Raw genomic sequence first — 25,795 nt, 5'->3', positions numbered from 1 at the left:
AAACTATGCCAAAAGTAATCGGATTAACAGGAGGCATTGCATCAGGAAAATCAACAGTATCAGATATATTAACTGTTTATGGATTTAAAGTAGTTGATGCAGATAAAGCCTCAAGACAAGCAGTTGAAAAAGGTAGCAAAGGTTTAAAACAAATTATTGAAACATTTGGAGAAGAAGCCCTGGATGATAATGGAGAAATGGACCGAGCATACATGGGCGAATTAGTATTTAATCATCCTGAAAAACGTTTAGAATTAAATGCTATTGTCCATCCAATTGTAAGAGAGATTATGGAAGACGATAAAGAACAACTTTTAAAAGAAGGTCACAATGTTATAATGGATATTCCATTATTATTTGAAAATGACTTACAACATACAGTGGACGAAGTATGGGTTGTATATACTTCTGAAAGTATACAAATTGAGCGTCTAATGCAACGAAATGATCTTTCTATAGAAGACTCAAGAGCACGAGTATATAGTCAAATAGCCATTGATAAGAAAAGTAGAATGGCTGATCATGTTATTGACAATCTAGGTGATAAATTAGAACTTAAACAAAATGTTGAACGTTTACTTGAAGAAGAAGGTTATATTGAAAAACCAGATTATAGTGGTAGTAATAATTAAATAATATAGTTACACCAAAGCTATAATGAAATGTGACTGATATACAAATGTCAACATTTGATCAATAACTAGTTAAGTGTTTAAACTAGAAAGGTAAATTTTAATACAGTAGTGCAATAATTTTAGCGAAAATTTATTGTACTACTGTTTTCTTTATATAAAAGCAATACTTTGATGTAAATGCAAAACAAAGTATCTTTAACATAGTAAATTGTTTTTTAATAGCTACAAAGATCGGTATGGTGAACACTCATAATAATATTTCAAGCAAGCGTTTATTAATATGTTCATATTTGGTTATGGTGAGTTTCATTTTGTGATAAATACTTAATAAGATAAAAATAGATATGTTAGAGAATTTTAAAAAGTTTAAAGAAAACGCTTTCAAAAATATTTTATTATGATATACTATTTGCATAAAGTATAACACATAAAAATCAAGGGGTGCTTTTAATGTCGACAAATATTGCAATTAATGGTATGGGTAGAATAGGTAGAATGGTATTAAGAATTGCTTTACAACAAGAAGATTTAAATATAGTAGCAATTAATGCGAGCTATCCTCCCGAAACAATTGCTCATCTAATTAATTATGATACTACTCATGGTAAATATGATGTAAAAGTAGAACCTATAGAAAGTGGTTTGAAAGTAGGAGACCATGAAATCAAATTAGTAGCTGATAGAAATCCTGAAAATTTACCTTGGAATGAGTTAGATATTGATATTGTTATAGATGCTACAGGTAAATTTAATCATGGTGACAAAGCAATTGCACACATTAATGCAGGAGCTAAAAAAGTACTGTTAACAGGACCATCAAAAGGTGGAGATGTACAGATGATTGTGAAAGGTGTTAATGACAATCAATTAGATATTGACCAATATGATATCTTTAGTAATGCATCATGTACAACGAATTGTATCGGACCTGTAGCTAAAGTTCTAAATGATAATTTTGGCATTATTAATGGTTTAATGACTACAGTTCATGCCATCACAAATGATCAAAAAAATATAGATAATCCACATAAAGATTTACGACGTGCGCGTTCTTGTAATGAAAGTATTATTCCGACTTCAACTGGTGCAGCAAAAGCATTGAAAGAAGTGTTACCAGAACTAGAAGGTAAATTACATGGTATGGCTTTACGTGTACCAACGAAAAATGTCTCATTAGTCGACTTAGTTGTTGACTTAGAACAACAAGTAACTGCTGAAGCGGTTAATAAAGCATTTGAAAATGCTGGTTTAGAAGGTATTGTTGAAGTTGAGCATGAACCGTTAGTTTCAGTTGATTTTAATACTAATCCACATTCAGCAATTATCGATGCTCAATCAACTATGGTTATGGGAAATAACAAAGTTAAAGTGATTGCTTGGTATGATAATGAATGGGGTTATTCAAATAGAGTAGTTGATGTAGCTAAACAGCTTGGCCAGTTAATGACTTCTGAAAAAATGGTTAATGCAAGTTAACTTAAATAAATGATAATGATTTAACACTTATGCAAAGTTGAATGATTGTGTCCATCAAAAATTAGTCTAGATTAAATAATAACTTTGGCTAATGGTGGATACTTAATAAACTTTGTGTAAGTGTTTTGTTATTTTTTACAGTGATAAGACTTATCTGTTTAACAAAGCTTTAATACTTTTGAGTTGTTTAAACACTGTTGTCGAAAAGTATGTTTGTCATAAGTGTCGACCAACGCATTAATATATATCTATTTCTTAGGGATTATTTCTATATCGTCTTAGTGTACAACTTGCATAATACTGTATAAATGAATCGTTTTGCTATATTTTTATTGCTTGATTTTGATAATGAAAAGTCGTTTCTTTTGTCATACCTTAAATTATAGTATAATGAGGCATAATCAAAATAAAGATGGTGATGTAATGAAATGCCCAAAATGTAATTCGACACATTCTAAAGTTGTTGATTCAAGACATGCAGAAGAAATAAATGCGATTCGTCGTCGCAGAGAATGTGAAAATTGCGGTATACGTTTCACTACATTTGAACATATTGAAGTAAGTCAATTAATAGTAGTGAAAAAAGATGGTACCAGAGAGCAATTTTTAAGAGATAAAATATTAAATGGATTAGTACGTTCTTGTGAAAAGAGACCAGTTAGATTTCAACAATTAGAGGACATTACAAATAAAGTAGAATGGCAATTAAGAGATGAAGGACATACAGAGGTATCATCACGTGATATTGGAGAGCATGTTATGAATTTATTAATGAATGTTGACCAAGTATCATATGTTAGATTTGCTTCGGTATATAAAGAATTTAAAGATGTTGATCAACTATTAGCATCAATGCAAGGTATTTTAAGTGACAATAAACGGAGTGATAACTAAATGGGTTTGCAAGCATACGAATTTGGTTTAAGACCACAAGATCAATTCGAAGTGATACAATATTTCGAATTGAATCAGAGTCATTTGGATGTCTTAAATCGATTGTTTACACCATTGATTGGTTCAAAAGCTATTGGACTATACCATTTTATGACACAATTTGTGGAACGTCATAGAACGTCTTCCCATTATTTGTCACATTACGTATTTATGAATGAATTAAAATTAAATTTACTAGAATTTAGACAACAAATGGATTTGCTAGAAGCAATTGGATTAGTTAAAACATTCGTTAAGCATAATAAGGAAGAATCTCAATTTGTCTATGAATTGATTCAACCTCCCACTGCGCATTTGTTTTTTAATGATCCAATGTTGTCTATTTTTTTATATAGTGAAGTTGATCATAAAAGATTCCAAGAGTTGAAACATTATTTTGAATATCAGCAAAAAGATTTGTCAGCTTTTAAACAAACGACAAGAACTTTTACGGATGTTTTTAAAGTACCAACAACTAAAGTTGATATTGACACGTCTGATATTCCGATAAATCAAAGTTATCAAGGTATGGATTTATCAGATGAGACATTTGATTTTGACATGTTAAGTCAAATGTTAGGCAAGCATTTTATAAGCAAAGAAATTATTACGAAAGAGGCTAAACAATTAATTATTCAATTGGCAACGCTATATGGGTTGACACCAGACGGTATGAAACATGTAATCCTTAAGTCAATTACTAGTGGACAACAGTTATCATTTGAAGATATGAGAAAAGAGGCACGCTCTTATTATTTAATAGAACATGATAATCGTATGCCTAAACTTCAAGTTAATACAACTAACGAAGCTAAATCTCAAACACAAAAAGAAGATTTTAATCCACAAGATAATTTAGAAGATTGGTTTGAATTGTTAGAGCAAACAAGTCCGATAGATATGTTAGCTTCATGGTCAGAATCTGAACCAACAATATCTCAAAAAGCAATGATTGAAGAGTTAATAGATCGTGAAAAGATGTCATTTGGCGTTATCAATGTATTGCTACAATTTGTCATGTTAAAAGAAGATATGAAATTACCTAAAGCATATATATTTGAAATAGCATCAAATTGGAAGAAAAAAGATATTAAAACTGCTAAAGAGGCTTATAACTACGCTAAAAAAGTTAACCAGCCAAAACAAGATCATGGTAACTATCAAAGTGGTAAAAATTCAGCTTATCATCGCCAGCGCAAATTAATTTCTAAAGAAAAGACACCGAAATGGTTGGCAGAACGAGAATTAGCTAATAAGACGAATAATGACAATGAACAAAATGACCAAAAGTTAGAACAAGATCGACAGGAATTTTTAGCTAGATTATCTAAAAAATGGGAGGAGGATGACAATTAATGAAGAGTTTCCAAAATATTATGGGGTCATCTAAAGATTTAGAACAACGAATTGCCAAAATAAAAAAAGATGTTGTGAATGACCCGGATGTTAAAGCATTCTTACAACAACATCAATCAGAATTAACCAATGCTATGATTGATGAAGATTTAAATGTCTTGCAAGAGTATAAAGATCAACAAAAACATTATGATGGACATACTTTTGCAAATTGTCCTAATTTTGTCAAAGGGCATGTGCCAGAGTTGTATATTGAAAACAATCGTATCAAAATTCGTTATTTACCATGTCCTTGTAAAATTAAATATGATGAGGAACGCTTTGACTCACAATTAATCACGTCACATCATATGCAACGTGATACTTTAAATGCCAAGTTAAAAGATATTTATATGACTAACCGCGAACGCTTAGATGTAGCTATGGCTGCTGATGAGATTTGTACGGCCATTACAAATGGTGACACAGTTAAAGGTTTATATTTATATGGGGCGTTTGGAACGGGTAAATCATTTATATTAGGTGCGATCGCTAATCAACTTAAGTCAAAAAAGATTAGTTCAACTATTGTTTATCTTCCGGAATTTATACGCACTTTAAAAGGTGGATTTAAAGATGGTTCTTTTGAAAGCAAATTGCAGCGTGTGAGAGAAGCGAATGTCTTGATGTTAGATGATATTGGTGCTGAAGAAGTTACACCATGGGTTAGAGATGAAGTGATTGGTCCATTACTACACTATCGAATGGTGCATGAATTACCAACATTCTTTAGTTCTAATTTTAATTACAATGAATTAGAACATCATTTAGCAATTACGCGAGATGGAGAAGAGAAAACAAAAGCGGCAAGAATTATAGAAAGAATTAAGTCTTTGTCACAACCTTATTATTTAATCGGAGAAAATTATAGAAACAATTGAAAAATTTAATTTATGGTGTATAATGAAGGCAAATCTAAATCGTTGAAATAGTTGAAGATAAGATAATTTAGTCACTATGACACAGAAAGCCATTAGTCGTTGAGAATATGGTTCTTATACTAAATTGTTACTACTTCATTATAGGTGTTTGTAATGAACACCCGGCTCAAGACCGTTATCTTATGTAGAGATATTTAACATAGTATAAATATGTTAAATAACTAGGGTGGTAACACGACAACCTCGTCCCTTGTATAGGGACGGGGTTTTTTGTTTGTTATAAGTTTTTGAATCATTCATTTATTAATGAAACATTTTAGCTTGTAATGCGATCTATTTAAAACTGAAAATGACTTGATAATATTTTAGTAAATGCATATACGTGGAGGCATTCAATTTATTTTAACGAGGTCAGATGATATTGACATAATCTTTTATAGGAGGGTTTTATATGGAACAAATTAATATTCAATTTCCAGATGGTAATAAGAAAGCTTTTGACAAAGGCACAACTACTGAAGATATCGCACAATCAATTAGCCCTGGATTGCGTAAAAAAGCTGTCGCTGGTAAATTTAACGGTCAACTAGTTGATTTAACTAGACCATTAGAAGTAGACGGAGCAATTGAAATTGTAACACCAGGTAGCGAAGAAGCACTTGAAGTTTTACGTCATTCAACTGCACATTTAATGGCGCAAGCTTTAAAACGTTTATATGGTGATGTTAAGTTTGGTGTAGGACCAGTCATTGAAGGCGGATTCTATTACGATTTCGATATTGAAAAAAATATTTCATCTGATGACTTTGACGAAATTGAAAAAACAATGAAACAAATTGTTAATGAAAATTACAAAATCGAACGCAAAGTCGTATCACGTGAAGAAGCAAAAGAATTCTTTAAAGACGATCCTTATAAATTAGAATTAATTGATGCTATTCCAGAAGATGAAAATGTTACTTTATATAGTCAAGGTGAATTTACGGATTTATGTCGTGGTGTGCATGTGCCATCAACTGCAAAAATTAAAGAATTTAAATTATTATCTACTGCAGGTGCATATTGGCGTGGTGACAGTGATAATAAAATGTTACAACGTATCTATGGTACAGCATTCTTTGATAAAAAAGATTTAAAAGCACATTTAGAAATGTTAGAAGAACGCAAAGAGCGCGACCATCGTAAAATTGGTAAAGACTTAGAACTATTTGCAAATAATCAATTAGTTGGTGCTGGTTTACCGTTATGGTTACCAAACGGTGCGACAATAAGACGTGAAATCGAACGTTATATCGTTGATAAGGAAGTAAGTATGGGTTATGACCATGTTTACACACCAGTTATGGCAAATGTAGACTTATATAAAACATCTGGTCATTGGGATCACTATAGAGAAGATATGTTCCCGCCAATGCAATTGGATGAAACAGAAGCAATGGTATTACGACCTATGAACTGTCCGCATCATATGATGATTTATAAAAATAAACCTCATTCATATCGTGAATTACCAATTCGTATTGCAGAACTTGGTATGATGCATAGATATGAAGCAAGTGGTGCTGTATCTGGTTTACAACGTGTTCGTGGTATGACACTTAATGATTCACATATTTTTGTAAGACCTGACCAAATTAAAGAAGAATTTAAACGTGTAGTGAATATGATTATTGAAGTGTATAAAGATTTTGGATTTGAAGATTATAGCTTTAGATTAAGTTATAGAGATCCTGAAGATAAAGAAAAATATTTTGACGATGATGATATGTGGAATAAAGCTGAGGCTATGCTTAAAGAAGCTGTTGATGAACTTGGTTTACCATATGAAGAAGCCATAGGTGAAGCAGCATTCTATGGTCCTAAATTAGATGTTCAAGTAAAAACAGCTATGGGAAAAGAAGAAACTTTATCAACTGCACAGCTTGATTTCTTATTACCACAACGTTTTGATTTAACATATATTGGTCAAGATGGTGAACAACATCAACCAGTGGTTATTCACCGTGGCGTAGTATCTACTATGGAACGTTTTGTTGCTTTCTTAACTGAAGAAACTAAAGGTGCGTTTCCAACTTGGTTAGCACCAAAACAAGTAAAAATTATTCCGGTAAATGTTGACTTACATTATGATTATGCACGTCAACTGCAAGATGAATTAAAATCTCAAGGTGTACGAGTAAATATTGATGATCGTAATGAAAAAATGGGATATAAAATTAGAGAAGCTCAAATGCAAAAAATCCCTTATCAAATTGTTGTTGGTGACAAAGAGGTTGAAAACAATGAAGTTAATGTACGTCAATATGGTTCACAAGACCAAGAAACAATGGAAAAAGACGAGTTTATCTGGAATTTAGTAGATGAAATTCGTTTGAAAAAGAATAGAAAATAAAGATAATTGCTCAATACTTAAAGTTTTCACAGGTAGGAAATAAATTGTATTTGAGGCTGAATTACAAAGCATGAAATGGGAGTAGGACAGACATAAATTTTATATTAACTTTATGTCGTATATGCCCGTCTTGCACATTTAAAGCTACTTAGATTTTAATCTTTAGTAGCTTTTATGCAATTGTTGCGTTAGCAACCAATTGTAATCCCTATATTTTTCTATGACGGGTCCCTCTCACCCCGGCAAGACTGACTAGGTTTGTAAAACATTGATACATCAACAATTTACAAACCAGACAGTTACTGCCAAATGTTTGAAATTAACTGTGTAATGTTTTGGTCCCAAGCTCAGTAAATATTTGGGGTGTAATATGTTAGTAAATCAACATATTGCACCCCTTAGTCATTCGCTGTATAGAAAGTAAGAAGATAAATTTTAGGCAAACTTATTTTTGTCACACACTCAAGTGAATAGGGTTGCCAAAATAAATCGTTTCATGTATATTACAAGGTAGTTAAAATAATAAATTGAGTTAGAGGTTGCATTTTTAAATATTAACTTGTCAGAAGTATTATGGTACATGTGTTGAACAAGTGAAAGGTAAAAATGCCGAAATAAATACAACCCATAAGTTGTATTTATTGGGACAGTTTTCGAATAGAAACTGTACTGTCACAGTTTGTGATGTGCTACCTTATATAGATAATAACCAAAATGGTTGCATATCTTTAAGGTATGTAGCCATTTTTTTAATATGGTAAATTTTTGTTTAACTAAAGACTAATTAAAGGTAATTAACATGATTTACTAGGTTAAAAGGTTAAGTCAGGCTAGCCTCTAAAGCATAGAAAGGGAGCTTTTATGACGAAAGTAAGAGATGAAAGTAATAATGGTGTTAAAAGAGGATTAAAAGATCGACATATTTCTATGATTGCCATTGGCGGATGTATCGGTACAGGTTTGTTTGTTACTTCAGGTGGTGCAATCCATGATGCCGGAGCGCTTGGTGCATTAATAGGATATGCAATTATAGGTGCAATGGTGTTCTTCTTAATGACATCACTTGGTGAAATGGCAACTTATTTACCTGTTTCAGGATCATTTAGTACTTATGCTACACGTTTTGTGGATCCATCTTTAGGGTTTGCATTAGGTTGGAATTATTGGTTTAACTGGGTTGTTACTGTTGCAGCTGATATTACCATCGCGGCACAAGTTATACAATATTGGACTCCGTTACAAGGTATCCCTGCATGGGTATGGAGTTCCATTTTCTTAGTGATTATTTTTGCCTTGAATTCACTTTCGGTTCGTATTTATGGTGAAAGTGAGTATTGGTTTGCTTTAATTAAAGTCATAACAGTTATATTCTTTATAGCTATTGGTTTATTAACAATATTAGGTATTATGGGTGGAGAATTCGTTGGATTTGATACCTTTACGAAAGGTGAAGGCCCTATATTAGGTGGTAATTTAGGTGGTAGCTTACTTTCTATTTTAGGTGTATTCTTAATCGCTGGTTTCTCATTCCAAGGTACAGAACTTATCGGTATTACTGCTGGTGAATCTGAAAATCCAGAAAGAGCAGTACCTAAAGCAATTAAGCAAGTGTTTTGGAGGATTTTATTATTCTACATTTTAGCTATTTTTGTTATTGGAATGTTAATTCCATATGATAGTAATGCATTAATGGGTGGCGACAATGATATTGCAACATCACCATTTACATTAGTATTTAAAAATGCTGGCCTTGCTTTTGCAGCGTCATTTATGAATGCTGTTATCTTAACATCTGTCTTGTCAGCCGGAAATTCAGGAATGTATGCATCAACACGTATGCTGTATTCAATGAGTAAAGATAAATTAGCTTATCCTGCATTTGGTAAAACAAATAAAAGTGGTATTCCGTTAATGTCTTTATTAGTAACAGCAATCGTAGTTGTTATCATCTTTGTTTTACAAACATTAACTGATGGCGCTTATCAATACATTGTAGCTGCAAGTGGTTTGACAGGATTTATTGCCTGGGTAGGTATTGCAGTTAGTCATTATCGTTTCAGACGTGCATTCGATTATCAAAATTATGATAAATCAAAATTGAAATATAAAGCAAAATTATTCCCATTTGGACCGATATTCGCTGGTTTACTTTGTGTATTAGTTATTATCGGCCAAGATGTTGATTTTATTAAAACAGGTAACTTTGATCTAAATAGATTCTTAATAACTTATATGGGTATTCCAGTATTTTTAGTTTTCTATATTTATCATAAAGTTAAATACAAAACTAAAAAAATCCCATTATCTGAAGTTGATTTAAGACAAGAAGTAGATATGGAAGAAATAAAACATCATAATTAATACAAATAGTGTTGACTTATATTTGAAATGTTGATATGATTAACAACGTTGAATACGAAACGAACCAAGTAGAAGCACCCGCTTCTCACCTGTAGCGACGCATAAAGCAGTTGGCAGGTTAATCATGTTACACATTTTAATGTGTATAAGAAGAGCGGGTATGCTAAATACTCGCTCTTCTTTTTTGCTTGGTACAAATTTCGTAAAAATTTTGGAGGTGTCAACCATAGCAAAAGATCAAACTCAAATTAACGACAAAATTCGTGCAAAAGAATTACGTTTAATCGGTCAAGATGGTGAACAAATAGGTGTGAAATCAAAACGTGAAGCATTAGAAATGGCAGAACGTGTAGAATTAGACTTAGTAGTCGTAGCACCAAATGCGAAGCCACCAGTTGCTAGAATTATGGATTATGGTAAATTCAAATTCGAACAACAGAAAAAAGAAAAAGAAATGAAAAAGAAACAAAAAATTATCAATGTTAAGGAAATTCGTTTAAGTCCAACTATTGAGGAACATGACTTCCAAACTAAGTTGAAAAATGGACGTAAATTCTTATCTAAAGGCGATAAATGTAAAGTTTCTATTCGTTTCAGAGGGCGTGCCATTACGCATAAGGAAATTGGTCAACGTGTGTTAGAAAAATTTGCAGATGAATGTAAAGATATCGCAACTGTTGAACAAAAACCTAAAATGGACGGGCGCCAAATGTTTATTATGTTAGCGCCTACAGCTGAAAAATAATTAAAGCTATCACAGGAGGATATATATTATGCCAAAAATGAAAACTCACCGCGGAGCAGCTAAACGTGTTAAAAGAACTGGTTCAGGTCAATTAAAACGTTCAAGAGCTTTCACATCTCACTTATTCGCGAACAAAAGCACTAAACAAAAACGTCAATTACGTAAAGCTAGATTAGTGTCTAAGAGCGACATGAAACGTGTAAAACAATTATTAGCATATAAAAAATAAGAACAAATATAGAAATCGGTAGGAATTACCTAAGGAGGAATTATTTATGCCACGAGTTAAAGGTGGAACAGTAACAAGAGCGCGTCGTAAAAAAACGATCAAATTAGCTAAAGGTTACTTTGGTTCAAAACATACATTATATAAAGTAGCAAAACAACAAGTAATGAAATCAGGTCAATATGCATTCCGTGACCGTCGTCAACGTAAACGTGACTTCCGTAAATTATGGATTACACGTATCAACGCAGCAGCTCGTCAACACGAAATGAGCTACTCACGTTTAATGAACGGTTTGAAAAAAGCTGGTATTGACATTAACCGTAAAATGTTATCAGAAATCGCTATTTCAGATGACAAAGCATTTGCTGAATTAGTAACTAAAGCTAAAGATGCTTTAAAATAATATCACTAGTAAAAGAGATGACTCGTCATCTCTTTTTTTATTGGAATTTAAATGGAAAATAGTTTTATCTTATTAAGGGGGAGTCCCGTTATCAAAAATCCATATGCAGAATTTATATTAATGTACAAAACAACATCTATGAAATAAATTTTTTGAAAAATTTATTGTAGCCCATTCCTAATATTAATCGATTAAATATAATTTCTTTGCTAAAATGCAAGTAAGAGATTAAAGAATAAAAGGAGTCACATAATGTCTAAATTTGATGAACAAATTATAGTAGTACCAAGAAAGACTTTATTCGATAATGAAAAAAATGCTTTTAATGGTTTTTTAAGTAAAAATAAGTTAACAGGTCAAAATATTTTCGATGCACTGAAACATTATGAAGTTAAACGTCGTGGAGATATGGAGGAAGACCCTCGCTATAAACAATTAATATCGTACTGTCTATTAGAAAATGAACATGGAGAAATATTAGTTTATGAACGTTTATCTGGCGGTGGTGAAGAACGTTTACACGGTCAATCATCTATAGGTGTTGGTGGACATATGAATGATGTCCCAGGTGCTGAATCTATAAATGAGGTATTAAGAGTCAATGCTCAAAGAGAATTAGAAGAAGAAGTTGGCATCCAATCTCAAGATTCACAAAATATGGACTATATTGGCTTTATCAATGACGATACTAATGAAGTTGGTGAAGTTCATATTGGTGTAGTTTTTAAAATTACTGTTAATTCAAATGATGTTGAAGCAAAAGAAACCGATACATTACGTATCAAATGGGTTGAAAAAGGAAGCATTGACTCATACGATGACTTTGAAACATGGAGTTCATTGATTTTGCAAGAGTTATAAATAATTGAGGTGACTATTGTGTCGGATATCATACCATTCCCACAATCAGCAGAAAAATTAAAAAAAGATATAAACCAAGCTGAGAGAAGACAAGATTTTGACAGAATGTATGAACTGATAGCGCAATATGAAAGTCAGTTTGAGTTAGATGAGCAATTAGCAATGACTAAATGTCGTATGCTTTATCATATGGATTCTTTTTTAGAATTAAGAGAAGAAACAATTGTTTTGTTAAAAAGAGGAATTCAACAATATGATGCCTTAATGATTTATTATGTCAAAAGTTTAATAGGTTTACACCAATATTTTGAAGCTGTAGAAGTAATTAATCAAATCATCGATGAAGTCAATAACCATATGACTAGAATGGAATTATTTCCACTTAAAGAATATGCGCAATCTCAATTAATTATTGACGAAAAAGAAATGTCTCAAATGCTGAGTGAATTTCATTTATTATCGGCTAGAGACCAAACTCAAATTATCTTAAAGTTAATGGATAATGGTCATTATCAATTTAAGAATTCTGTAATTAATATCATAGAGAACTTATCACTTAACAACAATATTATTAGTTTGATGCTTGAATATTTGAGGTTTGCTAATAGCGATGATGACATACAGATTAATAAATATGATCAATTACTAAATATTGTGCCTAACAAACTTACTGGAATTGAAAATACTCTTCACACTAATGTCATCATACCTGAAGTATTATTGAGACTTGAAGATGGTGCCCTTCATATTTCAGATGAGGCGCAAAGAATTATGAATAACCATTCAATTCTATTATATCCAATTAAAGTCGATGCACTATTTAAAGTAGAAGATTGGATAAATGCATATCAATATTATTTTAAAAAGATGATTGGACTAGAGTGTCAAATTAATAATGAACAAATACTGCATTTCATTCAACGTTTAGATGCAAATGACTAAAGTTGAATTTGTTGCAAAAATAATAAAACCAATTTAATATAGTTTTGACGAAAATAGTTGGAATTTAGTTATATAAACCTTGCAATTCCAATGTTTGTGTAGCAAAAAGACCTATGATATAATAGGGAAGTTGAAAAAATAAAATAGTTAATCATGGAGGTATATATACATGACAGCAACTTGGGAAAAAAAGGAAGGTAACGAAGGATTATTAACCGTTACTGTACCAGCAGAAAAAGTAAACAAAGCTCTAGATCAAGCATTTAAAAAAGTAGTTAAACAAATTAACGTACCAGGATTCCGTAAAGGTAAAGTACCACGTCCAATTTTTGAACAGCGTTTTGGTGTGGAAGCATTATATCAAGATGCAATTGATATTTTATTACCAGAAGCTTACGGTGAAGCAATCGATGAAACAGAAATTAAACCAGTCGCTCAACCTGAAGTAAATGTAACACAAATTGAAAAAGGTAAAGACTTTATCTTTGAAGCAACAGTAACAGTTGAACCAGAAGTTAAATTAGGTGACTACAAAGGTTTAGAAATCGAAAAACAAGATACTGAATTAACTGATGAAGAATTACAAGAAGCAATTGATCATAGTTTAGGTCATTTAGCTGAAATGGTAGTTAAAGAAGACGGCGCTGTTGAAAATGGTGATACTGTAAACATTGATTTTAACGGTTCAGTTGATGGAGAAGAATTTGAAGGTGGACAAGCTGAAGGTTACGACCTTGAAGTTGGTTCAGGTTCATTCATTCCTGGTTTCGAAGAACAATTAGAAGGCTTAAAAGTTGGGGAAGAAAAAGATGTTGTAGTTACATTCCCTGAAGAATATCATGCTGAAGAATTAGCTGGTAAAGAAGCTACTTTTAAAACAAAAGTAAATGAAATTAAATTTAAAGATGTTCCAGAATTAACAGATGAAATCGCTAATGAATTAGATTCAGAAGCTAACACTGTTGATGAATATAAAGAAAATTTACGTAAACGTCTAGCTGAACAAAAAGCAACAGATGCTGAAAATGTTGAAAAAGAGGAAGCTATCACTAAAGCAACTGATAATGCTACAATTGAAATTCCTCAAGCTATGATTGATACTGAATTAGACCGTATGGTTTCAGAATTTGGTCAAAGAATTCAACAACAAGGTTTAGACTTACAAACATATTTCCAAATCTCAGGTCAAAATGAAGATCAATTAAGAGAACAAATGCAAGATGATGCAGAACAACGTGTTAAAACAAACTTAACATTAACTGCTATTGCAGAAGCTGAAAATATTGAAGCTACTGATGAAGACATTGATAAAGAATTAGAAAAAATGAGCGAACAATTTAATATTTCAGTTGACGATATCAAGAAAACACTTGGTAACACTGATATCATTAAAAATGATGTTCGTATCCAAAAAGTTATTGACTTATTAAGAGACAATGCTAAATTAGTTGAATCAACTAAAGAAGACTAATCATCAATACAATTAATATAGGTTAAGTTGCATATCAATGTTTAACTGTGAACTTGCAGCTTTTGCCTGGCAATGCATTTTTACAAATATATTATTATATTTTGAACTATGATTGTCGAAACACAAATATGAGGCTGAGACACTTAATGTCCCAGCCTTGTTATTTGAGCATAAAAATTGTAAGGTAATAAAGTTGCATTGTAAAATTCAATCTAGTATAGTCTTTAACGAATAGGGGTGTAAATAGAATGTTTAAATTCAATGAAGATGAAGAAAATTTAAAATGCTCTTTCTGTGGTAAAGATCAAGATCAAGTTAAGAAACTTGTAGCAGGAAGTGGCGTATATATTTGTAATGAGTGTATTGAATTATGCTCTGAAATCGTCGAAGAAGAATTATCACAAAATACTTCAGAAGCGATAACTGAATTACCAACTCCTAAAGAAATCATGGATCATTTAAATGAATATGTTATTGGACAAGAAAAAGCTAAAAAATCATTAGCAGTTGCTGTGTATAATCATTATAAACGTATCCAACAATTGGGACCTAATGAAGATGACGTAGAATTACAAAAAAGTAATATAGCTCTTATTGGTCCTACAGGTAGTGGTAAAACATTATTAGCACAAACATTAGCCAAAACACTTAACGTACCATTTGCTATTGCAGATGCAACAAGTTTAACAGAAGCTGGTTATGTTGGTGATGATGTTGAAAATATTTTATTACGTTTAATCCAAGCAGCGGATTTTGATATAGATAAAGCTGAAAAAGGTATTATTTATGTCGATGAAATAGATAAAATTGCACGTAAATCAGAAAATACTTCAATAACTCGTGATGTATCTGGTGAAGGTGTTCAACAAGCATTACTGAAAATTTTGGAAGGTACAACAGCAAGTGTTCCTCCTCAAGGTGGAAGAAAACATCCTAACCAAGAATTAATTCAAATTGATACTACAAATATTTTATTCATTCTTGGTGGTGCTTTTGATGGTATTGATGAAGTCATAAAACGCCGTTTAGGTGAAAAAGTTATTGGTTTCTCAAGTAACGAAGCTGATAAGTATGATGAACAAGCTTTACTTGCACAAATTCGTCCAGAAGATTTACAAGCCTATGGCTTGATTCCTGAATTTATCGGACGTGTACCAATTGTTGCTAATTTAGAAACACTTGATGTCTCAGCACTTAAGAATATTTTAACTCAGCCAAAAAATGCGCTAGTTAAGCAATATACTAAGATGCTAGAATTAGATAATGTTGAATTAGAATTTACTGATGAAGCATTATCAGCAATTAGTGAAAAAGCAATTGAACGTAAAACTGGAGCCCGTGGATTACGCTCAATTATAGAAGAAGCATTAATTGACATCATGTATGATGTGCCATCTACAGAAGATGTAGCTAAAGTTGTCATTACTGATAAAACAATTAATGATGAAGTTGAACCAGATTTATATGATTCAGAAGGTAATCTAATTAATAATAGTAAGACATCAGCGTAGTAACGTATTAATAAAATATTGTTGAATTTTAGTCCCAAGCTACTAATTAAGTAACTTGGGACTTTTTTAAATGGCGTAGACTTTTTTGAAACTTGAAGAAAGGAAATATAAGTTTTAAAAAAGTAAGGTATCAATACTTATAATATGAAGACTCAACATTGAAAAATTGTTTATTCAACTTTATAAATTTAAAAGTGGTAACAGAAGCTTAACATAATAAACATTTTAATCCTTTATTTTTCGCTTGTATGTGAAGCGAGGGTAAAGTCTAATAAAAACAATTGATACCATAGATTTATTTAGTTTAATCATCAAAAGAATCCTAGTATTACTTATTATTTTAGTTTAAGGTTTAAAATTTTACGTGTTAAATGAATAAAGTATAATTTGATTAAATAATAAGGACTATATCAATCTTATTACCTAAACTATTTATTATTGTTATCCAAGGTAAAAATTAAAGACATATAATATTAAAGTAATTATCGATGATATACCAATGACAGTAAGTATTATATAATGATAAAGTTAACTAAGAATATATATAAAGTGAGGATAAAAAATGAAAGTAAATCCTAATAATATCGAATTAATAATTAGTGCAGTTAAAGAAGCACAATATCCAGAAACTGAATTAACTGAAGTAGCCTTGAGTGGACGCTCAAACGTAGGTAAATCAACTTTTATCAATAGTATGATTGGAAGAAAAAATATGGCGCGAACTTCACAACAACCAGGCAAGACTCAAACTTTAAACTTTTACAATATCGATGAACAACTCATTTTTGTTGATGTGCCCGGTTATGGTTATGCTAAAGTAAGTAAGGCTCAAAGAGAAAAATTTGGGAAAATGATTGAAGAATATATTACTAAAAGACAGAATTTACAACTTGTTATTCAATTAGTTGATTTAAGGCATAATCCTACTGAAGATGATATCTTAATGTACAATTATTTAAAACATTTTGATATTCCAACATTAATTGTCTGTACGAAAGAAGATAAAATCCCTAAAGGTAAAGTACAGAAACATTTGAACAATATCAAAAATAAATTAGATATGGAAGATGATGATACAATTATAAGTTATTCATCTGTAAAAAATGGAAAACAACAACAAATTTGGGATTTAATATCAACTTATTTATAATAGTTATTATCTAGGAATAACTTGATAGATTCAACTTAACGAATATGTATATCTAAAACTTGGCAAACTATCATGTTAATGTATACTAGAAGCTGACAGATCATATTAAGCAATGTTAACTCGCGAGGACGAGACGTTTTTAATTATATTGAAGTCTGTTTATGTATTAATAAGTACCATAATAACTTATTTGAAATTAAGCTCATATTTGGCGATAGCAATTTATTAAAAAAATGATAGTCGTCTCATGACCACAATTTTAGTTATAGAATCAAACGTTGTTCATAAATTTGACAAAATATTGAATGCAAATTAGAAAGATTCTAATTTATTTAAGCAACGTGCTTAATTGAATTTTAAATTATGCTATAATGTAGTTATTGTTAGTATATGGGGGCGTGTTAAATGCATTTTATTGCAATAAGTATAAATCATCGAACTGCCGATGTAGCACTAAGAGAGCAGGTTGCTTTTAGAGATGATGCCGTACGAATTGCCCATGAAGATTTATATGAAACTAAATCTATTTTAGAAAATGTCATATTATCTACATGTAATCGAACAGAAGTATATGCCATTGTAGATCAAATCCATACTGGTCGTTATTATATTCAAAGATTTTTAGCGCGTTCATTTGGATTTGAAGTAGATGATATTAAAGCAATGTCAGAAGTTAAAGTGGGGGACGAAGCAGTAAATCATTTATTGCGAGTCACTTCTGGCTTAGATTCAATTGTATTAGGTGAAACACAAATTTTAGGACAAATGCGAGATGCATTTTTCTTAGCTCAAGAAACTGGTACAACTGGAACTATCTTTAATCATCTATTTAAACAAGCGATAACTTTTGCTAAAAAAGCACATAATGAAACTGATATTGCAGATAATGCAGTGAGTGTTTCTTATGCAGCTGTCGAGTTGGCTAAAAAAGTGTTCGGCAAATTAAAAAGTAAACAGGCTATTATCATTGGTGCAGGGGAAATGAGTGAATTATCACTATTAAATCTTTTAGGCTCAGGAATATCTGATATTACCGTTGTTAATAGAACAGTGGATAATGCAAAACGATTAGCTGATAAACATCAAGTGAAATATGATAGTTTGGATGCATTACCATCATTATTAGCAAACGCTGATATAGTAATTAGTTCAACTAGTTCTAATGGTTATATTTTAACTAATAGTATGGTTGAAACAATTGCAGACACTAGAAAGCAAGATTCACTTGTATTGATTGATATTGCGGTTCCAAGAGATATTGAACCAGATATTAGCGCAATTCCAAATGTTTTCAACTATGACGTTGATGATTTAAAAGGCTTAGTTGATGCTAATCTACGTGAACGTCAATTAGCAGCAGCGACAATTGCTGATCAAATACCACATGAAATAGAACTACATAATGACTGGGTTAATATGCTTGGTGTTGTACCAGTAATTCGTGCATTGAGAGAGAAAGCGATGAATATACAAGTTGAGACAATGGAAAGTATTGATCGTAAACTTCCTAATTTATCAGAAAGAGAACGTAAAATTATCTCAAAACATACTAAAAGTATTATCAATCAAATGTTGAAAGATCCAATTAAGCAGGCTAAAGAGTTAAGTAGTGATAAAAAAGGTAACGAAAAATTAGAGCTATTTCAAAACATTTTTGATATTGAAGCAGAAGATCCTCGCGAACAAGCTATGCAACAAAAAGAAAGTAAAGTTAAGGAGATTTCAGCTCGACGTATCTTTAGTTTTGAATAAGCATATTAATATGGTGATAATATGCAAGAAAACCTGTTTATCCGATTTCATGAAATAATACTATTTATCTATTTAATAAGTATTATTTGTTATTTTTTCGATTTTGTACAAAAAAGTCATAAAGTCAGAAATTTAGGCATATATTTATTGGGGATTGTTTGGGTGTTGCAAACAATCTCTTTATCTATTTTTATTATACAAATGAAGCATGTACCGTTAGGTTCGATTTCTGATGTCTTTTTTACATTAACTTGGTTAATTATTTCAATTTCATTAGTATTAAATGTCATCAAAGTATTGAATTTTTCAGTATTCTTTTTAAATTTAATAGGGTTAACTCTATTAGCTATGAATACCTTCCAACCAACGCATTATAATGGCCATGTTCAAAAAGTTACAATCGTAAATGAATTGCTATTAATACATGTTGGACTCGCTGTACTGAGTTACGTATTTTTCGCCTTAGCATTTGTTAATGCGTTGCTATACATCATTCAGTATAGAAATCTAAAAGAAAAACGTTTTGATCAAAAGTATTTCAGAATTGGCAGTGTGGCAACATTAGAATCCATTGTCTTTTATTCAACATTAACAGGTTGGATTGTTCTAATATTTAGTATTATTTTAGGTGCCCAGTGGGGTGTTATAGCTGTAGGTGAGAGTATATTTATAGATCCGAAGGTTATATTATCTTCAATCATTACGTTACTATATGGTAGTTTTATTCTTATTAGAATTAAAAAATGGATGAATTCAAGATACTTAATATATTTTAATATCATCTTGTTTTGCTTAAATATGGTGAACTTATTTTTTGCAACACACTTTACTTAAGTATTAAAATTAGTAGTAGTATTTCCTAGGAGGAAGTCAATATGCGCAAATTAGTTGTTGGGTCTAGAAGAAGTAAACTTGCTTTAACACAAAGCCAGCAATTTATTGATAAATTAAAGGCAATAGAACCTGACTTAGAAATAGAAATTAAAGAAATAGTTACTAAAGGTGACAAAATAGTGGACAAGCAATTATCTAAAGTTGGCGGTAAAGGCTTGTTTGTTAAAGAAATTCAACAAGAATTATTTGATAAAGAAATAGATATGGCTATTCATTCCTTGAAAGATGTCCCAAGTGTTATTCCACAAGGTTTAACTTTAGGATGTATACCAGATAGAGAATTGCCATATGATGCTTATATTGCTAAGAATCATATACCTTTAGACCAACTTCCAGATGGTAGTATTATTGGTACAAGTTCATTAAGGCGTGGTGCTCAAATTTTATCTAAATATCCTAATTTAGAAATAAAATGGATAAGAGGAAATATTGATACGCGCTTAGAAAAGTTAAACACTGAAGATTATGATGCGATTATTTTAGCAGCAGCTGGTTTAAGACGTATGGGATGGTCAGATGATATTGTGACTACATATTTAGACCGCGATACGTTATTACCAGCAATTGGGCAAGGTGCATTAGGTATTGAATGTAGGAGTGACGATACTGAATTACTAGATTTGTTATCTAAGGTTCATAATCATGATGTTGCTCAATGTGTTACAGCAGAGCGTACATTCTTAGCTGAAATGGATGGCAGCTGTCAAGTTCCTATTGCTGGATATGCGACAATAAATAATAGCGATATTACATTTACAGGATTAATTATGACACCAGATGGTAAAGAGCGTTTTGAACATACAGAACATGGTAATGATCCTGTAACTTTAGGTAAAAAAGTAAGTCAGGTACTTAAAGATCAAGGTGCATACGAAATAATTAAGCGTTTGAATGAACAACAATAACCTTTGAGGTGACTTTTAAATGAAACCAGTTGTAGTTATGACACAAACAAGTGAAGTACAAAGTGAATTAGTATCAATTATTCATAAACCGTTTATTGATATTGAACCACTTTCGTTCAATACTCATTTGTTGGAAGATAACTATGACTGGCTTATTTTTTCGTCAAAAAATGCTGTGAAATTCTTCTTTAAATATTTAGATAGCGTGAATGTTAAACATATTGCTGCAATTGGTGAGAAGACAGCACGTTATTGTCACGATATGGGGATTTTAGTAGATTTTGTGCCACAAGATTATTCACAAGAAGGATTTTTAGCTCAATTTCAACAAAACAATCAATTGATACTCATTCCTTCTAGCGCACATGCTAGACCGTTACTGCAACAAGAATTGTCAAAACATAATAGTGTCGTTAAAATTGACCTCTACACACCAGTGCCGAATGTTTCTAATATTACAGATGTAAAAGAAATGGTATCACAACAAAGTGTAGATGCAATTGCATTTTCAAGTTCATCAGCAGTACGTTACTATTTTAATCAACAACCAACACCTTATTTTGAGCAATACTTTGCAATTGGTCAACAAACAGCACATACACTTAAAAAGTATAGACAACCAGTTAAAGTAGCACGTACACAAACAGTAGAGGCTTTGATAGATAAAATATTAGAAAGTAGGGAATTATAAATGAAATTTGATAGACATAGAAGATTACGTTCATCAGCTACAATGAGAGATATGGTTCGTGAAAATCACGTTAGAAAAGATGACTTGATTTATCCTATTTTTGTAGTTGAACAAGATGATATAAAAAAAGAAATTAAATCATTACCTGGTGTATACCAAATTAGTCTTAATTTATTACATGAAGAAATTACAGAAGCATATGAGCTAGGAATTAGAGCAATCATGTTCTTTGGTGTACCGAACGATAAAGACAACATTGGTACAGGTGCATATGATCACAATGGCGTTATACAACAAGCAACAAGAATTGCTAAAAAAATGTATAGTGATTTATTAATTGTTGCTGATACATGTCTTTGTGAATATACTGACCATGGCCATTGTGGGGTGATTGATGATCATACACATGATGTGGATAATGACAAGTCATTACCATTATTAGTTAAAACTGCGATTTCTCAAGTAGAAGCAGGAGCGGATATAATTGCACCAAGTAATATGATGGATGGTTTTGTAGCTGAAATTCGTCAAGGATTAGATGATGCAGGTTACTATAATATTCCTATTATGAGTTATGGTGTTAAATATGCTTCAAGTTTCTTTGGTCCATTTAGAGATGCAGCAGACTCAGCACCATCATTTGGTGACCGTAAAACATATCAAATGGATCCTGCGAATCGTTTAGAAGCATTACGCGAATTAGAAAGTGATTTAAAAGAGGGCTGTGATATGATGATTGTCAAACCAGCGCTAAGTTATTTAGATATCGTACGAGATGTTAAAAACCATACGAATGTTCCAGTCGTAGCATATAATGTTAGTGGTGAATATAGCATGACTAAAGCTGCTGCACAAAATGGTTGGATTGATGAAGAACGAGTAGTAATGGAACAAATGGTATCAATGAAACGTGCTGGAGCAGACATGATTATCACATATTTTGCTAAAGATATTTGCCGTTATTTAGATAAATAAGCCTGGATTAATATAAGTTCACTAATTTTTAAGGAGGAATAATTACATGAGATATCAAAATTCAGAAGATGCCATGAAAATTGCTGAGGATTTAATGCCAGGTGGTGTCAATAGTCCGGTACGAGCGTTTAAATCAGTAGATACACCTGCTATTTTTATGGATCATGGTGAAGGTTCTAAAATATATGATATAGATGGAAATGAATATATAGATTATGTTTTAAGTTGGGGACCGCTTATTTTAGGCCATAAAGATCCACAAGTCATTAAACATTTACATGAAGCAATTGATAAAGGTACAAGTTTTGGTGCTTCTACATTGCAAGAAAATAAATTAGCACAATTAGTCATTGATCGAGTTCCATCAATTGAAAAAGTAAGAATGGTTTCATCTGGTACAGAAGCAACTTTAGATACTTTAAGATTAGCACGTGGATATACTGGTAGAAATAAAATAGTGAAATTTGAAGGTTGTTATCATGGACATAGTGATTCTTTATTAATTAAAGCAGGTTCTGGTGTTGCAACGTTAGGTTTACCAGATTCTCCTGGTGTACCTGAAGGTATTGCTAAAAATACTATTACAGTGCCATATAATGATTTAGATTCATTAAGAGTTGCTTTTGAAAAATATGGTGATGATATTGCTGGAGTCATTGTGGAACCAGTAGCAGGTAATATGGGTGTTGTTCCCCCTGTAGAAGGGTTCTTACAAGGATTAAGAGATATAACAACAGAATATGGTGCATTACTTATTTTTGATGAAGTTATGACTGGGTTCCGCGTTGGTTATAATTGTGCTCAAGGATACTTTGGTGTAACTCCTGATTTAACTTGTTTAGGTAAAGTAATTGGCGGAGGGCTTCCTGTAGGTGCATTTGGAGGTAAAAAAGAAATTATGGATCAAATAGCACCACTAGGTAATATTTATCAAGCAGGTACACTGTCTGGTAATCCATTAGCAATGACAAGTGGTTATGAAACACTTAGTCAATTAACGCCAGAAACATATGATTATTTTAATGAATTAGGTGATTTATTAGAAGAAGGCTTAACGAAAGTCTTTGCCAAACATGATGTCCCTATTACAGTTAATAGAGCTGGTTCTATGATTGGTTATTTCTTAAATGAAGGTCCAGTGACAAATTTTGACCAAGCAAACAAAAGTGATTTAGAGTTGTTCAGTAATATGTATCGCGAAATGGCAAAAGAAGGCGTATTCTTACCACCATCTCAATTCGAAGGTACATTCTTATCAACAGCACATACAAAAGAAGATATTGAAAAGACAATTCAAGCATTTGATAACGCTTTAAGTCGTATTGTATAATTACAATTACTATAAGGGTCTGAACTAAAGTTCAGACTCTTTAAATTTGTAATTTAAAATGTAAAGAATAAGTCAACATAATAGTAAATTAACTTGAATTATCTTGTGAAATATATATAACGAAGGTAGTGAGCACTTATGTCTATCATAACTAGAAATAATATTATTGTTGCAATCACAGCTATTATTATTAGTACAATTTTAAGTTTAGCTCACATTTTATTACCCTTTATGTTTGGTCCAATTTTAGCAGCTATTTTATGTATCAAAGTTTTTAAATTAGAAATAAAATGGCCTTTTTGGTTAAGTGAAATTGGTATTGTTGTTTTAGGGGTACAAATTGGAGCTAGTTTTACCAAAAATGTCATCCTTGATATTAAAGATGACTGGGGGAGTATTGTTCTTGTCACTTTATTATTACTTACATTAGCACTCATAATGGCGATGATTTTTAAACGCATTGCCAAAATTAACTCAGAAACAGCTTTGCTCAGTGTTATTCCAGGTGCATTAAGTCAAATGTTAGTTATGGCTGAACAAAATAAAAAAGCCAATTTATTAGTCGTTAGTTTGACACAAACATCACGAATTATTTTCGTTGTCATATTAGTACCATTAATCTCCTATTTCTTTAGAGATAGTGGTGGTACAAGCTCTAATCAAAAAGTTGCACCAATTACACCATTAACAGAGGCATTACAATTATGGCAAATAGGATTATTAGCACTCGCAATTGTAGCAATTTATTTTATAATGGTTAAAATAAATTTTCCAACTTATCAACTATTGGGCCCAATTATTGTGTTAATTATTTGGAATTTAACAACTGGTTTAACATTTAAATTAGACAATTGGATATTAAATGTCGCTCAATTAATGTATATGATAAGAATCGGTATTCAAATTGCACATTTATTAGGTGATTTGAAAGGACGAATAGCAATCGCGATCGCATTTCAAAATATTATGTTAATATTAGGATCGTTTGTAATGGTGTGTGTGGTTCATTTATTTAATCACATTCCAATTAACGAGTTATTTTTAGGTGCTGCACCTGGTGGTGTTAATCAGATAGTGTTAGTAGCAATTGCAACAGGTGCTGATGTTGCGATGATTTCAAGTTATCATATTTTTAGAATATTTTTCATTTTATTTATCATAGCACCTATTATTAATTATATTTTACATTATAGAGTAACAAGCAAAAAATGAGATGACACTAAATTATAAGTGTTCATCTCATTTTTATTAATGATAGTTAATATTGTGGTTTAGAAGGACAATCTTGTAAATGTGCATCATACAATCCTGCAGCTTCTAAAAATGAAAATACAGTAACTGGCCCCAAAAACTTAAAACCGAATTGTTTTAAATCTTTTGAAAGCTGAGTTGCTCTTTCATCCACAGTAATACGATCATTAGCATGTTTATAGTTCAAATCAATTGGATGCCCATCCACATAAGACCATAAAAAGTCACTGAAACTTCCGTATTGTTGCTCGATTGCTAAGTATCCTTGAGCTTGTGCCACGATAGCTTCCAATTTTTTGCGATGATGAACTATGTTTGGAAAGTCCATAAGCTGATTAATATCACTAGCAGTCATTGTTGCAACTTTACTAGGTTCAAAATTATAGAATGCTTGTTCATAAGAATCTTTCTTTTTTAAAATCGTTAACCAAGATAATCCAGCATGTTGGGATTCTAAAGCAAGTAATTTAAACAATGCTTTACTATCATATAAGGGCTGTCCCCAAAAATGATCATGATAATCTAAATAGACTGGATCCGTTGTACCAAAAGCACATTCATTCATAATATTCCCACCAATACATTGACTTATTTTGACAATCATTATACTAT

At 31.5% G+C, this 25,795-nt stretch carries 23 protein-coding genes, 1 riboswitch and 1 other annotated feature; of the genes, 22 read left to right on the top strand and 1 reads right to left on the bottom strand.

Translation table 11 applies throughout. From position 1 onward, the window contains the following. Window positions 1–5: 5 nt before the first annotated feature. The 22 genes from coaE to J3R86_RS06775 all read left to right on the top strand — a co-directional run bounded on the left by coaE (window position 6) and on the right by J3R86_RS06775 (window position 25,144). On the top strand, window positions 6–632 hold the full coding sequence (coaE, locus tag J3R86_RS06880) for a dephospho-CoA kinase (protein ID WP_207516660.1): 627 nt from the start codon (window positions 6–8) through the stop codon (window positions 630–632). Window positions 633–1,085: 453 nt separating this feature from the next. After that, window positions 1,086–2,111, top strand: coding sequence for a glyceraldehyde-3-phosphate dehydrogenase (locus J3R86_RS06875; RefSeq protein ID WP_207516659.1), 1,026 nt, complete (start codon window positions 1,086–1,088; stop codon window positions 2,109–2,111). Window positions 2,112–2,534: 423 nt separating this feature from the next. Next, window positions 2,535–3,005: a transcriptional regulator NrdR gene (gene nrdR, locus J3R86_RS06870; RefSeq protein WP_095092752.1), complete on the top strand. Its 471-nt coding sequence runs from the start codon at window positions 2,535–2,537 to the stop codon at window positions 3,003–3,005. Continuing rightward, the gene (locus tag J3R86_RS06865) at window positions 3,006–4,400 is read left to right on the top strand and encodes a replicative helicase loading/DNA remodeling protein DnaB (RefSeq protein ID WP_207516658.1); all 1,395 of its coding nucleotides are present in this window, start codon (window positions 3,006–3,008) and stop codon (window positions 4,398–4,400) included. Next, window positions 4,400–5,320 (top strand): primosomal protein DnaI, encoded by a 921-nt coding sequence (gene dnaI / locus J3R86_RS06860; RefSeq protein WP_207516657.1) that lies wholly within the window; start codon window positions 4,400–4,402, stop codon window positions 5,318–5,320. The genes J3R86_RS06865 and dnaI overlap by 1 nt, the downstream gene beginning before the upstream one ends. A gap of 451 nt (window positions 5,321–5,771) precedes the next feature. After that, window positions 5,772–7,712 carry a threonine--tRNA ligase gene (thrS, locus tag J3R86_RS06855; protein WP_207516656.1) on the top strand — a complete coding sequence of 647 codons (1,941 nt, stop codon included), beginning with the start codon at window positions 5,772–5,774 and terminating at the stop codon, window positions 7,710–7,712. Between the two features lie 525 nt (window positions 7,713–8,237). Further along, window positions 8,238–8,412, top strand: a riboswitch (Lysine riboswitch). Between the two features lie 161 nt (window positions 8,413–8,573). Then, window positions 8,574–10,073 (top strand): amino acid permease, encoded by a 1,500-nt coding sequence (locus J3R86_RS06850; protein WP_207516655.1) that lies wholly within the window; start codon window positions 8,574–8,576, stop codon window positions 10,071–10,073. A 60-nt stretch (window positions 10,074–10,133) separates the two neighbouring features. Continuing rightward, window positions 10,134–10,262 (top strand) — a sequence feature (ribosomal protein L20 leader region). Window positions 10,263–10,290: 28 nt separating this feature from the next. Next, on the top strand, window positions 10,291–10,818 hold the full coding sequence (gene infC, locus J3R86_RS06845; RefSeq protein WP_002465061.1) for a translation initiation factor IF-3: 528 nt from the start codon (window positions 10,291–10,293) through the stop codon (window positions 10,816–10,818). 28 nt (window positions 10,819–10,846) lie between these two features. Then, window positions 10,847–11,047 carry a 50S ribosomal protein L35 gene (gene rpmI, locus J3R86_RS06840; protein ID WP_207516654.1) on the top strand — a complete coding sequence of 67 codons (201 nt, stop codon included), beginning with the start codon at window positions 10,847–10,849 and terminating at the stop codon, window positions 11,045–11,047. Between the two features lie 46 nt (window positions 11,048–11,093). Further along, window positions 11,094–11,450 carry a 50S ribosomal protein L20 gene (rplT, locus tag J3R86_RS06835; RefSeq protein WP_002465063.1) on the top strand — a complete coding sequence of 119 codons (357 nt, stop codon included), beginning with the start codon at window positions 11,094–11,096 and terminating at the stop codon, window positions 11,448–11,450. A gap of 252 nt (window positions 11,451–11,702) precedes the next feature. Further along, complete coding sequence (locus tag J3R86_RS06830) at window positions 11,703–12,311, top strand: NUDIX domain-containing protein (protein WP_207516653.1); 609 nt, start codon at window positions 11,703–11,705, stop codon at window positions 12,309–12,311. An 18-nt stretch (window positions 12,312–12,329) separates the two neighbouring features. Next, window positions 12,330–13,253 carry a hypothetical protein gene (locus tag J3R86_RS06825; RefSeq protein ID WP_207516652.1) on the top strand — a complete coding sequence of 308 codons (924 nt, stop codon included), beginning with the start codon at window positions 12,330–12,332 and terminating at the stop codon, window positions 13,251–13,253. Window positions 13,254–13,422: 169 nt separating this feature from the next. Beyond that, on the top strand, window positions 13,423–14,724 hold the full coding sequence (gene tig, locus J3R86_RS06820) for a trigger factor (RefSeq protein WP_207516651.1): 1,302 nt from the start codon (window positions 13,423–13,425) through the stop codon (window positions 14,722–14,724). Window positions 14,725–14,972: 248 nt separating this feature from the next. Beyond that, entirely contained in the window at window positions 14,973–16,235 is a 1,263-nt protein-coding gene (gene clpX, locus J3R86_RS06815) for an ATP-dependent Clp protease ATP-binding subunit ClpX (RefSeq protein ID WP_207516650.1), read from the top strand. A 562-nt stretch (window positions 16,236–16,797) separates the two neighbouring features. After that, window positions 16,798–17,385, top strand: coding sequence for a ribosome biogenesis GTP-binding protein YihA/YsxC (yihA, locus tag J3R86_RS06810; protein ID WP_207516649.1), 588 nt, complete (start codon window positions 16,798–16,800; stop codon window positions 17,383–17,385). A gap of 405 nt (window positions 17,386–17,790) precedes the next feature. Next, window positions 17,791–19,137: a glutamyl-tRNA reductase gene (gene hemA, locus J3R86_RS06805; RefSeq protein ID WP_207516648.1), complete on the top strand. Its 1,347-nt coding sequence runs from the start codon at window positions 17,791–17,793 to the stop codon at window positions 19,135–19,137. A 21-nt stretch (window positions 19,138–19,158) separates the two neighbouring features. Continuing rightward, window positions 19,159–19,971: a cytochrome C assembly family protein gene (locus J3R86_RS06800; RefSeq protein ID WP_207516647.1), complete on the top strand. Its 813-nt coding sequence runs from the start codon at window positions 19,159–19,161 to the stop codon at window positions 19,969–19,971. Window positions 19,972–20,012: 41 nt separating this feature from the next. Continuing rightward, window positions 20,013–20,936 (top strand): hydroxymethylbilane synthase, encoded by a 924-nt coding sequence (gene hemC / locus J3R86_RS06795; protein ID WP_207516646.1) that lies wholly within the window; start codon window positions 20,013–20,015, stop codon window positions 20,934–20,936. Window positions 20,937–20,955: 19 nt separating this feature from the next. Then, complete coding sequence (locus J3R86_RS06790) at window positions 20,956–21,627, top strand: uroporphyrinogen-III synthase (protein ID WP_207516645.1); 672 nt, start codon at window positions 20,956–20,958, stop codon at window positions 21,625–21,627. After that, window positions 21,628–22,602, top strand: a complete 975-nt coding sequence (gene hemB, locus J3R86_RS06785) for a porphobilinogen synthase (protein WP_207516644.1) — start codon at window positions 21,628–21,630, stop codon at window positions 22,600–22,602. 46 nt (window positions 22,603–22,648) lie between these two features. Then, complete coding sequence (gene hemL / locus J3R86_RS06780; RefSeq protein ID WP_207516643.1) at window positions 22,649–23,932, top strand: glutamate-1-semialdehyde 2,1-aminomutase; 1,284 nt, start codon at window positions 22,649–22,651, stop codon at window positions 23,930–23,932. Between the two features lie 138 nt (window positions 23,933–24,070). Further along, window positions 24,071–25,144, top strand: a complete 1,074-nt coding sequence (locus J3R86_RS06775) for an AbrB family transcriptional regulator (protein ID WP_207516642.1) — start codon at window positions 24,071–24,073, stop codon at window positions 25,142–25,144. A gap of 46 nt (window positions 25,145–25,190) precedes the next feature. Here J3R86_RS06775 and J3R86_RS06770 read toward each other — a convergent pair whose 3' ends face one another. Further along, a complete protein-coding gene (locus J3R86_RS06770; protein ID WP_207516641.1) occupies window positions 25,191–25,748 on the bottom strand; it encodes a DNA-3-methyladenine glycosylase I in 558 nt (185 codons plus the stop codon). Window positions 25,749–25,795: the final 47 nt, after the last annotated feature.

Origin of the sequence: Staphylococcus simiae (assembly GCF_017357005.1) — a bacterium.
Classification (GTDB): Bacteria; Bacillota; Bacilli; order Staphylococcales; family Staphylococcaceae; genus Staphylococcus; species Staphylococcus simiae_A.
The sequence above is the reverse complement of the archived record's forward strand: the minus strand, read 5'-3'. Positions and strand labels throughout refer to the sequence as shown.

Coding starts and splice junctions, on each gene's coding strand:
- coaE (WP_207516660.1), top strand. CDS start 6: ATGCCAAAAGTAATCGGATTAACAGGAGGCATTGCATCAGGAAAATCA.
- J3R86_RS06875 (WP_207516659.1), top strand. CDS start 1,086: ATGTCGACAAATATTGCAATTAATGGTATGGGTAGAATAGGTAGAATG.
- nrdR (WP_095092752.1), top strand. CDS start 2,535: ATGAAATGCCCAAAATGTAATTCGACACATTCTAAAGTTGTTGATTCA.
- J3R86_RS06865 (WP_207516658.1), top strand. CDS start 3,006: ATGGGTTTGCAAGCATACGAATTTGGTTTAAGACCACAAGATCAATTC.
- dnaI (WP_207516657.1), top strand. CDS start 4,400: ATGAAGAGTTTCCAAAATATTATGGGGTCATCTAAAGATTTAGAACAA.
- thrS (WP_207516656.1), top strand. CDS start 5,772: ATGGAACAAATTAATATTCAATTTCCAGATGGTAATAAGAAAGCTTTT.
- J3R86_RS06850 (WP_207516655.1), top strand. CDS start 8,574: ATGACGAAAGTAAGAGATGAAAGTAATAATGGTGTTAAAAGAGGATTA.
- rpmI (WP_207516654.1), top strand. CDS start 10,847: ATGCCAAAAATGAAAACTCACCGCGGAGCAGCTAAACGTGTTAAAAGA.
- rplT (WP_002465063.1), top strand. CDS start 11,094: ATGCCACGAGTTAAAGGTGGAACAGTAACAAGAGCGCGTCGTAAAAAA.
- J3R86_RS06830 (WP_207516653.1), top strand. CDS start 11,703: ATGTCTAAATTTGATGAACAAATTATAGTAGTACCAAGAAAGACTTTA.
- tig (WP_207516651.1), top strand. CDS start 13,423: ATGACAGCAACTTGGGAAAAAAAGGAAGGTAACGAAGGATTATTAACC.
- clpX (WP_207516650.1), top strand. CDS start 14,973: ATGTTTAAATTCAATGAAGATGAAGAAAATTTAAAATGCTCTTTCTGT.
- yihA (WP_207516649.1), top strand. CDS start 16,798: ATGAAAGTAAATCCTAATAATATCGAATTAATAATTAGTGCAGTTAAA.
- hemA (WP_207516648.1), top strand. CDS start 17,791: ATGCATTTTATTGCAATAAGTATAAATCATCGAACTGCCGATGTAGCA.
- J3R86_RS06800 (WP_207516647.1), top strand. CDS start 19,159: ATGCAAGAAAACCTGTTTATCCGATTTCATGAAATAATACTATTTATC.
- hemC (WP_207516646.1), top strand. CDS start 20,013: ATGCGCAAATTAGTTGTTGGGTCTAGAAGAAGTAAACTTGCTTTAACA.
- J3R86_RS06790 (WP_207516645.1), top strand. CDS start 20,956: ATGAAACCAGTTGTAGTTATGACACAAACAAGTGAAGTACAAAGTGAA.
- hemB (WP_207516644.1), top strand. CDS start 21,628: ATGAAATTTGATAGACATAGAAGATTACGTTCATCAGCTACAATGAGA.
- hemL (WP_207516643.1), top strand. CDS start 22,649: ATGAGATATCAAAATTCAGAAGATGCCATGAAAATTGCTGAGGATTTA.
- J3R86_RS06775 (WP_207516642.1), top strand. CDS start 24,071: ATGTCTATCATAACTAGAAATAATATTATTGTTGCAATCACAGCTATT.
- J3R86_RS06770 (WP_207516641.1), bottom strand. CDS start 25,748: ATGAATGAATGTGCTTTTGGTACAACGGATCCAGTCTATTTAGATTAT.